Annotated in this window: 8 protein-coding genes and 1 pseudogene; 4 read left to right on the top strand and 5 right to left on the bottom strand. The window is 31.7% G+C overall.

What is annotated here, in order from left to right; all coding sequences use genetic code 11:
- Positions 1-14: 14 nt before the first annotated feature.
- Positions 15-1,457 carry a DUF5689 domain-containing protein gene (locus ABXT64_RS04750; RefSeq protein WP_443634348.1) on the top strand — a complete coding sequence of 481 codons (1,443 nt, stop codon included), beginning with the start codon at positions 15-17 and terminating at the stop codon, positions 1,455-1,457.
- A 50-nt stretch (positions 1,458-1,507) separates the two neighbouring features.
- Here ABXT64_RS04750 and ABXT64_RS04745 read toward each other — a convergent pair whose 3' ends face one another.
- On the bottom strand, positions 1,508-1,972 hold the full coding sequence (locus tag ABXT64_RS04745; protein ID WP_443634346.1) for a CBS domain-containing protein: 465 nt from the start codon (positions 1,970-1,972) through the stop codon (positions 1,508-1,510).
- Between the two features lie 141 nt (positions 1,973-2,113).
- Between ABXT64_RS04745 and ABXT64_RS04740 the strand changes: the two are divergent.
- A pseudogene (locus ABXT64_RS04740) lies at positions 2,114-4,461 on the top strand (M28 family peptidase).
- A complete protein-coding gene (locus ABXT64_RS04735) occupies positions 4,454-5,263 on the top strand; it encodes an NAD-dependent epimerase/dehydratase family protein (protein ID WP_443634344.1) in 810 nt (269 codons plus the stop codon). The pseudogene ABXT64_RS04740 and the gene ABXT64_RS04735 overlap by 8 nt, the downstream one beginning before the upstream one ends.
- A 3-nt stretch (positions 5,264-5,266) precedes the next feature.
- On the opposite strand, the gene ABXT64_RS04730 is transcribed toward ABXT64_RS04735, so the two are convergent.
- Positions 5,267-5,863 carry a hypothetical protein gene (locus ABXT64_RS04730; RefSeq protein ID WP_443634343.1) on the bottom strand — a complete coding sequence of 199 codons (597 nt, stop codon included), beginning with the start codon at positions 5,861-5,863 and terminating at the stop codon, positions 5,267-5,269.
- Positions 5,864-5,977: 114 nt separating this feature from the next.
- Here ABXT64_RS04730 and ABXT64_RS04725 point away from each other — a divergent pair, with 114 nt between their 5' ends.
- Positions 5,978-6,916: an NAD-dependent epimerase/dehydratase family protein gene (locus ABXT64_RS04725; RefSeq protein WP_443634341.1), complete on the top strand. Its 939-nt coding sequence runs from the start codon at positions 5,978-5,980 to the stop codon at positions 6,914-6,916.
- Positions 6,917-6,994: 78 nt separating this feature from the next.
- On the opposite strand, the gene ABXT64_RS04720 is transcribed toward ABXT64_RS04725, so the two are convergent.
- The 3 genes from ABXT64_RS04720 to ABXT64_RS04710 form a co-directional block, all read right to left on the bottom strand.
- The gene (locus tag ABXT64_RS04720; protein ID WP_443634340.1) at positions 6,995-8,887 is read right to left on the bottom strand and encodes an OmpA family protein; all 1,893 of its coding nucleotides are present in this window, start codon (positions 8,885-8,887) and stop codon (positions 6,995-6,997) included.
- Between the two features lie 23 nt (positions 8,888-8,910).
- The gene (locus ABXT64_RS04715; RefSeq protein WP_443634339.1) at positions 8,911-9,825 is read right to left on the bottom strand and encodes a PorP/SprF family type IX secretion system membrane protein; all 915 of its coding nucleotides are present in this window, start codon (positions 9,823-9,825) and stop codon (positions 8,911-8,913) included.
- 105 nt (positions 9,826-9,930) lie between these two features.
- Positions 9,931-13,620, bottom strand: a complete 3,690-nt coding sequence (locus ABXT64_RS04710; RefSeq protein WP_443634337.1) for a choice-of-anchor L domain-containing protein — start codon at positions 13,618-13,620, stop codon at positions 9,931-9,933.
- Positions 13,621-13,623 lie beyond the last annotated feature (3 nt).

The raw sequence follows: 13,623 nt of genomic DNA, 5'->3' as shown, positions 1-13,623 counted from the left end.
TAAAAAATATACAAATGAAAACTTTAAATTTTTATAAACTAATCATACTGTTTTTCACAGTGACCATGATATATTCTTGTGTTAAAGATGATGATTATGATACGCCCAATCTTGTAGTTGCAGACCTTAATTTAGATGAAGCTCTAGTTATTACGATTTCTTCTTTAAGCAATTTATTATTACAAGAACAAATAAACAACGAAAACGATGTTTTAACTTTTGATGGTGGAACTGAAGGTTTTGGGAGGTACATTTCAGGATATGTTATTTCAAATGATGAAGCAGGAAATTTTTTCGAAGAAATTATTTTACAAGATGCTGCAGAAAACCCAACCCTAGGTGTAAAAGTATTAATTGACGTTAATCCATTATATATCACTTATGAATTTGGAAGAAAAGTATTTATCAAATTAGATGGTTTAACTGTAGGTTTAGATAGTGGTGTTTTAAGCATAGGAATCCGTGAAGGAAACCGAATCGAAAGCATGTCTCAAACCAATATGGAAAGCAATGTATTTAGAGAAAATGATCTAATGGATATCGTAGCAATGCCAATTTCTATTTCTGAATTCTCAGCTGATAAAACTAATTTATATGTGCGTTTAAATGATGTACAGTTTAATAGAAATGATGTTTTAGGAGATGATCTTTTATCTTTTGCAGGAGAGCCTACAGATGATTTTGATGGGGAACGTCTTTTAGAAAGTTGTGCTAATGGTTCAACTACAATTTTTAGTACCAGTACATTTGCTGATTTTAAAGCAAATCTATTACCTAATCAAAGAGGTTCAATTGAAGGGATTCTAACCTATAACTTTTTTGGAGATCAATTTAATGTTGTTCTAAATGATCTAAACGGGATTAACTTTGATAACCCAGATCGTTGCGACCCAACCGAAGTAGATTGTGGTTTAGCTGAAAATACAGGATCTAATATATTATTTAGTGATTTTTTCGAATCTTTTAGCGATGGTGAAACTATTTTTGGGAATGGTTGGACCAATTACAAAGAATCAGGAACTCAAGAATGGGGAGCTTATTTTGATGATGGCTCTAATGCTTCATTAGGTATTTCTGCACATATTGGTTCATATCAATCAGGAGATGTAAGTACGATAGCTTGGTTAATTTCTCCAGAATTAAACTTTGATAATCAAGAAAATGAAACTTTAAATTTTAAAACATCCAACAGTTTTTCTGACGCAAGTTACTTAGAATTATTATTTTCTGGTGATTGGGATGGGAACCCAGATAACATCGCTTCTGCTACTTGGGATATATTAACTGCTGCTACTTTAGTGAGGGATGATGATTTTTTTGGTGATTGGATCGATTCTGAAAATGTAGATTTATCTTGTATTATTGGAACAGGTTATATTGGTTTAAAATATATAGGAAGTGGAGACGCAGATACTGACGGAACTTACGAATTTGATGAAATTGAAATTAACTTCTAAGTCCTTAATTTAATTATAAAAAAGGATGTAATTTAAAGCACAGCCTTTTTTTATTTCCAAGTGTTTCCTTTTAGTTTTAGAGCCGCTTTTAATATGTCTTTTTGGCTAATTTGTCCTACAAGTTTTCCATTTTCAACAATTGGAAACCTTCTCCGTTTTGATTTTAAAAATTTATCAGCAGCATCAAATATATTCATCTCTCCATCAATCGTTTCAACATTTTTTACCATGTGTTGTTCAACATGAATATTGCCTAAAGGCTGATTATAGTATCTACTTTCACTAATTTGCTTTATGCAATCTCCTTCAGAAATAATACCCATTAATTCATGTTTTTCATTAATAACAGGGCCTCCAGATATTTTATTCTTTATAAGAATAGTCATTACTTCTAAAACAGATTGTTTAGGGTGAAAAGTAATGAGGGATGTAGTCATGTAATCTGAAACTTTTATTTGTTCAGATTTTTTTTTAATTAACTTTGATCTTTTACCAATAAAACTCTTAATACCCATAAATATAACTATTTAAATAACAGTAATATAGTCATTTTCTTGATTTATTCCTTTCTTTTTTTATAAGTTAATTGTTAGGGCATAATTTTGTATTTTTAAAAAAGCAAATAATCCTTAAATAGGAAACAGCAAACAATTCATATGAAGCGTTATAGAAATATCCTTTCCTTACTCTTACTCATTGGATTAATTTATTATAGCTTTTATAGTTTAATGCCTCAAGCTGATTTATCTTCTGAAATAGCAGCGGATCAATTTTCAATTGAAAGAGCATTAATTCCTTTAAAAGAAATTTCAAAAAAACCCCATTATCATGGATCTCAAGAGCATAAAAGAGTTAGACTATTTTTAGAAAAACAACTTCAAGCGTTAGGATTTGAAACTCAGATTCAAGAAGGCTTTGTTTTTGATTCAAATTCAAAACGATTAGATCGACCAAAAAATATTGTAGCTAAATTAAGAGGAGCGCAGAATACAAAAGCTTTAATCCTGCTTTCGCACTATGATAGTGCATTAATACCTTCTTTTGGTGCGAGTGATGCAGGCAGCGGAGTAGTTACAATTCTAGAAAGTATAAGAGCATATTTAGCGAGCGGTGCGAGCCAAAAAATGATATAATCATTGTTTTTAGTGATGCGGAAGAAATTGGTTTAGATGGAGCTCATTTATTTGTTTCAGAACATCCTTGGGCTAAAGAAGCAGGCTTGGTGTTAAATTTTGAAGCACGAGGAAGTGGCGGCCCAAGTAATATGATTCTTGAAACCAATGGAGGCAATGCCAACCTTGTTAAGGCTTTTGTAGAAGCTAAGCCAGAGTATCCAGTAGCATCATCATTAATGTATAGTATTTATAAAATGCTTCCTAATGATACAGATTCTACCGTTTTTAGGGAAATTGGAGATATAGACAGCTATTTTTTTGCATTTATAGACGATCATTTCGATTACCATACAGCGAATGATACTTTTGAAAATTTAGATAGAAATACCTTAGCACATCAAGGAAGTTATTTACTACCCTTAATACATTATTTTGCTGAAAATGATTTATCAGATTTAAAGTCTAACGAAGACTATGTTTATGTAAACTTTCCTTTTATAAAAATGATTAGCTATCCTTTTTCATGGGTTGTCCCTATGCTTATTTTAGCTTCTTTTCTTTTAATTGCACTTATTTTCTTCGGAATTTCTAAAAGAAAATTATCTCCTAGAAATATTGGAGTAGGTTTTTTACCCTTTTTAGTTGCTCTTATAATTAGTGGAGTTGCCGGTTTTTTTGGATGGAAAGCAATATTATATTTCTATCCTCAATATCAAGAAATACAACATGGATTTACTTATAATGGACATACTTATATCGCATTTTTTGTATTTCTAATACTTGGAATATTATTTAGAACCTATCATGTTTTTTCAAAAAAGATAGATGGAACAAACCTATTAATTGCTCCCCTCGTTTTTTGGATGATTATCAATGGTATTGTTGCTGTATATTTAAAAGGAGCAGGATATTTTATTATTCCGGTTTTCTTTGCATTATTAACTTTGTGGGTAAACATTAAACAAGAACAGCCCAATAAATTATTAATGCTAATCTTAGCAATTCCAGCTATTTTTCTATTTGCTCCATTAATACAATTTTTTCCAGTTGGATTAGGATTAAAGATGATTGTGCTAAGTTCTGTGTTTACTGTTTTATTGTTTGGATTGTTGCTTTCAGTTACAAGGTTTTATAAAATGAAAAAAACGCTTTCTTACCTTAGTTTTATTCTTGCAGCATTATTTTTTATTAGTGCACATACAACAAGTGATTTTTCAGAAGAAAGACAAAAACCAAACAGTCTAATTTATTATCAGGATGCCAATACTCAAAAAGCATTTTGGTTAACGTATGACAAAACCTTAGATGATTGGACGAAAGGATATTTAGGTGATACACCCGAAAAAGCGGATAAGTTTGCAATCAACACAGAAAACAGTAAATACAATACAGGATATAGTTTTGCCTCAGAAGCACCTAATAAATCAATACCTCTTTTTGAAACTTTATTGAATGATGATACCATAATAGATGCAATAAGAAAAGTTAGGTTTACGATTATACCGAATCGAAATATAAATCAGATTTCATTATTTGCAGATACTTCTATAACATTTCAATCTTTAGCTTTTAACGGTAAAATTGTTCCGAAAGACATTTCTGGTACTGTCTTCAGTAATAGAAAAGAGAATAAACTGTTGCGATATTATGTAGCCGATAATGATTCGTTGGAGGTTAGTTATACCATTAAAAAAGAGATTCCTGTTTCATTTACAGTACTAGAGTATTCATTTGATTTATTAGACAATAATCAGTTTACTATTAATAAAAGACCAAAGCATACCATGCCAAAACCATTTGTAATAACAGATGCAATAGTGATTAAAAATACGATAGATATAAACACATTAATTAAATACGATTCTGTAAAACCTTTAAAAATTGAGTAAAACAATAGCGATAGCAGGAATGGGATGGTTGGGTCTAAGTCTGGCACAACGATTACATCTTTTAGGATATAAAATTAAAGGGTCAGTCACAAGTTTAGCAAAAGCCGAAACGCTTCAAAAAAACGGATTTGAAGTATATCCAATTGAAATTTCAGAAATAGGAATAAAAGGGCCTATAAAAACATTTTTAAAGGAAGTGGATTACCTGGTTCTTTTAATTCCTCCGGGATTGAGAAGAAATACAGGGGCTGACTATGTTTTAAAAATGACTCATTTGCTGGAACAAATTGAATTGTCTTCTGTAAAAAAAGTAATTCTGATAAGTAGCACTTCTGTTTATGCAGATGAACAAGGTCAGGTTACAGAAAAAATAGAACCTCAACCTTCGTCACAATCAGGAAAACAATTATTACAAGTAGAACAGTTATATTCAAATAAACCAACAATACAAGCCACTATAGTGCGCTTTGGAGGGCTTTATGGAGGCAGTAGACAACCTGTTAGGTATTTAGCGGGGCGTAAGGATTTAAATGGAGGAAAAGCTCCTGTAAACTTAATTCATAGAAATGATTGTATCGGTATCCTTGTCGAAATTATTAAACAAGATAAATTGGGTTTCATTTTTAACGCTGTAAGTCCAAAACACCCAAAAAAGAAAACGTATTATTATAATAAGGCGGTAGAACTAAAATTAGACCCTCCAACTTTTTCAGAAGAAAATGAGGAAGAAATTTATAAAAGAATCGATTCGGTGAATATAATAGAACAGTTGGGCTATACTTTTAAAGAATCGTTAGAATAAACCTTAATTTTTTTGATCTTGTAATTCTAATTGATAAATAGAATCTAAAAAACGTTTTTGTTTTTCAAGCTCATTTTTCTCATCGTCTTTGCGTTGTTCGTCAATATCATCTTTTAAAAACTTCTCATTAATCTGAATAATAAAGTTTTTTACTGACACATTTACTTCATTTATATATTGCTGCAATCTTAAAGAATCAATTCTAGCTTTATTTAATTCTTGTTGTAATAAACTAGTTCGTGTTTTAATGATTATAATTCTTGAGTTTAAAGATTGTGTAAATAAAGTGTCTGGAATGTTATTAGACAATGAATCTACTTGAGAAGTAATACGTTCCATACTAGACTTTAAATCTTCTATAGTCTTCCCATTAATAGATTTAATTTCAGATTCAAAATCTTCATAAACTCCCCATTGAGTTATTTCATCTAAGGCCTTATTTGTTAAGGTAGGAAAAGCAAAAGTTTTATCACCATAAAGTATCGTACTGTCTTGTTTATTTTCAGTTAGCTGCATAGAACCTTCTGAATTTTCCCCGCAGGAAACTATAAAGAAACCAATAACTAAAATACTAAGTAAATATGAAGTAAAAGAATTCATTATTTTTTTTTAACCTAGACAAATATACTAGTAAAATCATAAAGTTATGGTTAATATTTTCTGAAAGAAATGGTTGAGATAATATGTATATTTACGTTTTAATTTTCCCCTTATATGAAAAAGAGAATTCTTATTATTGGTGCGTCAGGACAGATAGGAACTGAGTTAACCGCAAAGTTAAGAGAACTACACGGAAACCATAAAGTAGTAGCAACAGATATTAGAGAACCTGAGTCTACTATAGTTTCAGAGGGTCCTTTTGAGATTTTAGATGCAATGGATAGTGAAGCAATTCAAGATATCGTTATCCAGTATGAAATAACGGAAGTTTATTTAATGGCTGCCATGCTTTCAGCAACAGCAGAAAAATTTCCAATGAAAGCATGGAATTTAAATATGACTTCGCTCTTTAATGTTTTAGATCTTGCGAAAGAACATAAAATTAAAAAAGTTTTTTGGCCTTCTAGTATTGCTGTCTTTGGCCCTACAACTCCAGCGATAGATACACCTCAAAATACAATTATGGAACCTTCTACTGTGTATGGAATAAGTAAACAAACAGGAGAGCGTTGGTGCGAGTATTATTTTAATAGATATGGAGTTGATGTAAGAAGTATTCGATACCCAGGCATTATTAGTTATACAACGATGCCAGGTGGTGGGACTACAGATTATGCAGTAGATATTTATCATAAGGCAATTAAACATAAAAAATATATATGTTTTTTATCTGAAAAAACAACGTTGCCTATGATGTATATGGATGATGCAATAAAAGCTACTATTGGAATCATGGAAGCAACTAAAGGATCTATTAAAATTAGAAATTCATACAATCTTTCAGCTATGAGTTTTAATCCTCAAGAAGTTACCGAAAGTATTAAAAAACACATTCCAGATTTTGAAATAGGTTATACACCGGATTTTAGACAAAAAATAGCAGATACATGGCCTCAATCAATTGATGATAAAGAAGCTAGGAAAGATTGGGGATGGGCGCATAAATTTTCATTAGATGATATGACTAAAATTATGCTCGATAATTTGAAATAGTATTGTTTTTAATTCTAATAAATAGAAAAACCCTTGTTCTAGAACAAGGGTTTTTCAGTAATGGTTGGTTTATATATCTTATTTCTTTATGATAAGAAATTCAGATCTTCTATTAAGTTGATGTTGTGCATCTGTACAATTAGCACCACATTTTTCAACTGGGCTGTTTTCTCCAAAGCCTTTCCCAGAAATTTTACTAGTTTCAATTCCTTTTGAAATTACATACTGTACAGTAGATTGAGCTCTTCTTTCTGAAAGCTTGTTGTTATAATCATCAGAAGCTATATTATCTGTATGACTTTCTACTTCAATAATCATAGCAGGATATTTTTGCATGATAGCAACAAGTTTATCTAACTCAAAAGCAGCTTGTGCTTTAATATTGTGTTTGTCAAAATCAAACAAAATAGGATTTAATACTACTTTTTCATCCACTATAATTTCTTCAATTGGACGAAGTCTTAAGGTAGTATTTACTTCTTTCTCTTTTGTAGAAGCAACTGTTACCGCATTACTTTCGTAATCTTGTAAATATCCTTGAATAATATGTTCTTTTTCACATTCAGCTAAAAGTGTAGCTCTACCGTCATTATCTGTAGTTTTAGTAGACAATTTATTTTCAAAAGCATCATATAATTCAACTCGAACACCACCTAAAGGAGCATTGGTTAAATCGTTTACTACTTGAACATTTATAGCTACTTCACATTCTTCTTCTATTCTCTTTATTTGAAAGATATCATCACTTCCTATACTTCCTTTACGGTCTGAAGAAACATATCCTTCTTGTGAAGTTGAGTTATACTTGAACGCAAAATCATCGGAAGGGCTATTAATTCCTGAGCCCATATTGGTGACAGAACCAAAATTATTTCCTGAAGCTTCAGCACTAAATACATCTAAACCACCAACACCTAGATGCCCATCACTAGAAAAATATAATGTTCCTGCTTCATCTACATAAGGGAACACTTCTTTTCCTTCTGTATTGATATCTCCACCTAAAATTTCTGGAGTACCTAAACTACCATCTTTTTTAATAGCTACTTTGTATATATCAGACATACCTTTACCGCCAGATTTATCACTAACGAAATACAGCGTATTTCCATCAGAACTTAATGCGGGTTGTCCAGTTGAATATTCATGACTATTAAAGTTAACAGAACGGACTCCTTTCCATTCTCCATCAATTTTTTCAGCATAATAAAGGTTAATTTGATTAATGCCATCTTCACTCTTCTTGTATTTTCCTTCGTAAAAATCATTGCGATCAAAATACATTCTTTTTCCGTCTGCTGAAATCGCAACATTTCCTTCGTGATATTTGGAATTAATATCACCCTCTAATAATGAAGCATTTTTAACACCTCCACCAATTACATCTGCAATATATATATCTAAGTAAGGTTGATCATTCCACTTATATTTTTTACGGCTTTTATTTCTTGCTGAAGAGAAATAAAACTTATTACCTAGAACTGTACCTCCAAATTCTGAGTATTCAGTATTGATGTCCTTCATATTAGATGCAGTATAGTTTTTTGCACCGTCTAAAATTTTAGGAACATAGTTAGGATTCTTCATGAATTTTGTTGCTCGAGAATCGTTAGGACTCATTTCAGCAAATTTTTTCATCCATGTATTATGATCGCTATACTTTCCATTTGATTTTAAAGATTGAGCATAATTATATACAGTCTCGGCGCTATACTTATTTCCTTTTACAGCACGTTTATAATAAGTTTCAGACTTTTTAGTGTCATTGATAAAGTAATAACAGTTCGCCAGGCGCTCGAACACATAAGCCGTTCCTTTCCCTTTTTTTATCAATTTTTGATATGCCTCTGCAGCATTAGTATATGCAAGCCTATCATATAATTGATCTGCTTTTTTAGTTTTTTCGTTTTGAGCAGTAACGACCGAAGCACTTACTACAAGAATTAGAAATAGGATATATATTTTTTTCATTTTGAATGAACTTAAATTAGAAATTAGAAATATCTAGGTGAACGTAATGTACGTTTTTTGAAATTTAGGTCGAAGTTAATAATAACTTCGTGAGATGCATCTGCCACAACTTTAATGTCTGACACGACTCTATCATAAGCATATCCAATTCGAATGTTTGGATTAATTTGAAAGCCTACCATACCGCTAAATGAATCGTCTAAACGATAGGAAGCTCCAATTTCAAATTTTTCATAAAACAGCGCATTTAAATTTCCATCGTATGATATAGGAGCGTCAAATGCTGTTTTTACCATTACAGATGGTTTTAATTTAAAATTTTCTGTTACTTGGAAAACATATCCTGCAGTACCGAAATAATGATTTGTTTCAGAACCAAATTTAGTACCATTTTCATCTAAATGAACAGAGTTTAACATGTTTGGAACAGAAAAACCAAAATAAAAGTTATCATTATATAAGAACGCCCCCGCTCCTATATTTGGATAGGTATTATTTATATCTTGTGAGAAAAATGGATCTCCAGGGTCTTGTAAGACTAGACTTGTTAAACCTACATCATGAAATGTTGCACCTGCTTTTATACCTAAAGCAAGGTTGAAACTTTCACTTAACTGTAATGTATAAGAAAAATCAACAAAAACATTGGTTTCACTGATTGGTCCTAATTCATCTTTAATAGCAGATAGACCCAAACCTACTTTATCTCCAATTGGAGAATGAGCAGAAAAAGTGAAAGTCACTGGATTGTCGGCAATACCAGACCACTGGTTTCTATACAATGCAGTAAGATGTAAACTTTCCTTAGAACCCGCATAGGCAGGGTTAACCACATTCATATTGTACATGTATTGGGTATACTGTGGGTCTTGTTGTGCCGAGGCAAAGTCGGCATACAGAATACTTAGCAAGAGTACTAATAGCGTTGTTTTTTTCATTATGATAGGTTATTTATTTTAAAAGTAATATTTTTAATTTATTTGTTATAATATATTATACATTTAACTTTACTATATATAATAAATGTTAAAAAGGTTGTTTAATTATTCAAAATCTCTATTTATATATACCCATCCAGTTACTTGATTACCAAATATTGGATCATTTCCATTCATCGTAATTATATAGAAATAAGTTCCTGTTGGTAATAAAACATTATCATCGGTTTGACCGCCCCATCCTTTAACATAATTATTTCTTTCATAAACGTTAACTCCATTTCTATTATAGACTTGGAAATTAGCAACTCCAGTACGATCTGAAATAAATTCAAGATCAAAATAATCATTAAAACCATCATTATTTGGACTTAATCCTTGAGGGATAAAACAATTTCCAGAATTAAAAAGGGTAATTGACGCATAATCATAAGCTATACATCTTTGTTTTTTAACTCTAACTCTATAAGATACTGAACCTGATTCATTTTCTGTTAATGAAATCTCTAAAGAAGCACTAGTTTCCCCTTCAATAATAACTTCATCTTTTTCCCATCTATACTCTACATCACTATCGTTTGATATAGCAACAAGAGTATTTATATCATCAGGACATACTTTAAGTTGTGTAGGACTTAAGCTTACTTCTAAACCTTCAGGAAGTTCTAAATTTATTGAATCTTCAGCTGTACATATACCAAGAGTAACGATTACACTATATGAACCTTCGATAGTTACAAGAAGAGTTGGATTATCAAAATCTCCAAAATCAATTAATTCACCATTTAAAAACCATTGGTAAGTTGCATCTGAGGCATCATAGTTTAAAGGTGATGCATCTAACCAAACATCTTGATCAAAACATGTTAAGAAATCATCTCCTAATTCTATTTGAACATCATTGGCATTAGAAATTACAATCGAATCACTTGTTGTACATATATTGAAAGTAACAATTACAGAATAAGTTCCTATGTCGGAAACGACTAAAGTTACTCCTGTTTCACCAGTTAATACAGTTCCATTTAAGCTCCATTCGTAAGTTGCTTCAGTAGGATCATAGTTAGAAGGTGCAGCGTTTAATAAAAATTGATCTTCAAAACATGTAGCAATATCTTCCCCTAAATCGATTAATATGTCATTTGCAGCAGAAATTACAACTGAATCATTTGATGAACATACACCAACGCTCACTAATACTGAGTAAGTTCCAATAGTACTTACAGCTAATGTCGCATTTGTTTCACCAGAAATAACGGTTCCATTTAAACTCCATTCAAAGCTTGCTAAAGATGAATCGTAATTACTTGGAGTAGCATCTAAAACAACTTGACCTTCAAAACAAGTTTCAAAATCTTGACCTAAATCAATATTAATATCGTTTGCTGAAGTAATTATTATACTATCTTGACTAGAACATGATCCGTCATTAACGACTGCTGAATAGGTGCCTATTCCTGTAATGATTAAAGTAGCATTTGTTTCACCAGTTAGAATAGTTCCATTAAGGCTCCATTCATAATTAAATTGTTGTATCGGTGTATTTGTAGGTGTGGCATCTAATATGATTGGATTGATAAGACAAGTTTCAATATCTCCACCTAAATCAAAAATAGGGGTAGTACCTAGATTAACTTCAATATTATCTTCTGTCGTACAACCATCCACAGTAACTTGTAAAGTGTAAATTCCAGATTGAGTAACCGTAATGGTTGGTGTTGTTTCTCCTCCAGGACCCCACAGGTAGATTGCTCCAGCTGTTTCACCTTCAATTACAGGTATAATTTCATAGGAGGAGATATCACATAAGTTTATATCATCTCCTAAATCAACTGAAAAAGCGGCCAATTGAATTGTAACTTCATCAGTTCTTAAACAACCATTTCCTGTTACTTCAGCTTTGTATAATCCTGAAGATGTTACATTAAGTGTGCTTGCAGTTTCACCGATTAATTCAGTGTCATCTTTAAACCATTTATAAGAAACATCACTAAGCTCAGAAATATTTGTAGGAGTTGCGTCTAAAGTGATATCTGTTCCGTCGCAAATAGATTGATCATCCCCTAAATCGAATACGGGGCTTTCAAAAAATTCTACAAGAATTTCATCAGAAGAAATACAATCTGGGGCTTGTTCAAAGGCAACTTCGATGCGGTACAATCCTTCTTCACTAACCACTAAAGTGCTATTTGTTTCGCCAACTAATTCCACTCCGTCTTTAAACCATTGGTAGGTCGCTCCAGGGGTATCGCCAGCATCTAAAGTGATGGTTTCAAAATTACAAACGGCATTTCCTGTTGAAATTAGAATGTCATCTCCTAAATCTACATTTCCAATATCGAAACTGCCCGCTTCAATAAAAACAGCAGAATCTAATGCTGTATCCGTCTCATCAGCAATTACTAATTTAATTGTATAAGGATTTCCAACGATAACACTTCCAATAGCTTGTAAAGAAACTATTTGTCCATTATAATCTATGGTAGCTTCTGATTCAGGATTAAAAGGAGTAAAATTATATTTATCGAAATACTCCTCATTAATAGCGGAACATTGACCAGGTACATCTGGATGTATATTTGTCACTTCAATTGGAATATTAGTTCCAGGCAGTACTGCAAGGTTTTGAACAACACCAGTTACTTGATCAGTGATAATAAAAGCAAAAGCATCAGAATAAGTGCATTCAAAATTTTGATTGTATTCTTCGGAAGCTAATAAAAAATTAAAGCTAATTTGATCTATTAAAGGGACAAAATCAAATTGAACCCAAGAGGCATTATTTGTTTGTGTCGCAGTGGTATTAGCTTCAAGGTCTAAATCTCCTGGCCAATTTAAACCTCCATCACTATGAAGTGTTAGATTAGGTCCTGGTGCATTTAATACATTTCCTGAAGTTAAAATAAGACCTTCTTGAAAAGGAAAATCTGCGCCATTTGCATAAAAAGCCCCTATTCCATTTACATCCCCAAAATCTGTTCCAGTGCTTTGTGAAAAATTTGAAAGCTCAACACAATTGCTATTAAATAATACATCTTCTACTAATTCTTGAGTTGATAAGGAATCATCTATTTCAAAAATTCCACTTAAACAAGAAATTCCGTTACTTGAAATAATACAATTTGAATCGTCTGCGTTTTCTACAGTTATCACAACAATTGTAGTAGGGGCATAAGGTCCAAAAGACACAATGCCTGTTGTAGTAACAGATTGTTGAGGACTTCCTTGATCATCATTAATATTTATTGTCGTTGCAGTTCCTAAATCTTGAACATCTACTAAAACCGAAAAGTCTTCACCTTCTTGACAATCATCTGTATCATAACTAACAGTTGGATTTAAACAAGTTTGACACCAAACATCCCAATCCCACTCAATAAAACCACCAGTTGAACAACCAATTACACTATCAGAATCAATCATAAGTGTAATTGTGTCACCAGAGGATTGAAAAGTAAGCCCTGCTAGATTTCCATTATTTCCGTAAGGTAATGCAGCATTTAGATTAGTAACACCGTCGGTATCAAAAACAAAAACTTCATCAAAATTAACCTCAGTCTGTCCAGCATTAAACACTAAGTTTAAAGGCAACCCAGAAGTATTGGTAAAGACAAATTGTGTTGTATCATTACTAGTATAACAATAAGTAAAATTAGCATGCCCAGCAGCACAATCAATAATTGTCTGACTATATAAACTTGTAGACATAAAAAGATACACCAATACAGAAGCTATAAGTATAGAATACTTGTTTCTTCTTTTAGATTGCTTAATAAATTTGTCTTTAAAGTTCATATA

The organism is Candidatus Marifrigoribacter sp. Uisw_064, assembly GCF_047730175.1.
Lineage (GTDB): Bacteria > Bacteroidota > Bacteroidia > Flavobacteriales > Flavobacteriaceae > Marifrigoribacter.
This window is presented reverse-complemented; position numbering and strand designations above follow the sequence as displayed.

Coding starts and splice junctions, on each gene's coding strand:
- ABXT64_RS04720 (WP_443634340.1), bottom strand. CDS start 8,887: ATGAAAAAAATATATATCCTATTTCTAATTCTTGTAGTAAGTGCTTCG.
- ABXT64_RS04725 (WP_443634341.1), top strand. CDS start 5,978: ATGAAAAAGAGAATTCTTATTATTGGTGCGTCAGGACAGATAGGAACT.
- ABXT64_RS04750 (WP_443634348.1), top strand. CDS start 15: ATGAAAACTTTAAATTTTTATAAACTAATCATACTGTTTTTCACAGTG.
- ABXT64_RS04745 (WP_443634346.1), bottom strand. CDS start 1,972: ATGGGTATTAAGAGTTTTATTGGTAAAAGATCAAAGTTAATTAAAAAA.
- ABXT64_RS04730 (WP_443634343.1), bottom strand. CDS start 5,863: ATGAATTCTTTTACTTCATATTTACTTAGTATTTTAGTTATTGGTTTC.
- ABXT64_RS04715 (WP_443634339.1), bottom strand. CDS start 9,825: ATGAAAAAAACAACGCTATTAGTACTCTTGCTAAGTATTCTGTATGCC.
- ABXT64_RS04710 (WP_443634337.1), bottom strand. CDS start 13,620: ATGAACTTTAAAGACAAATTTATTAAGCAATCTAAAAGAAGAAACAAG.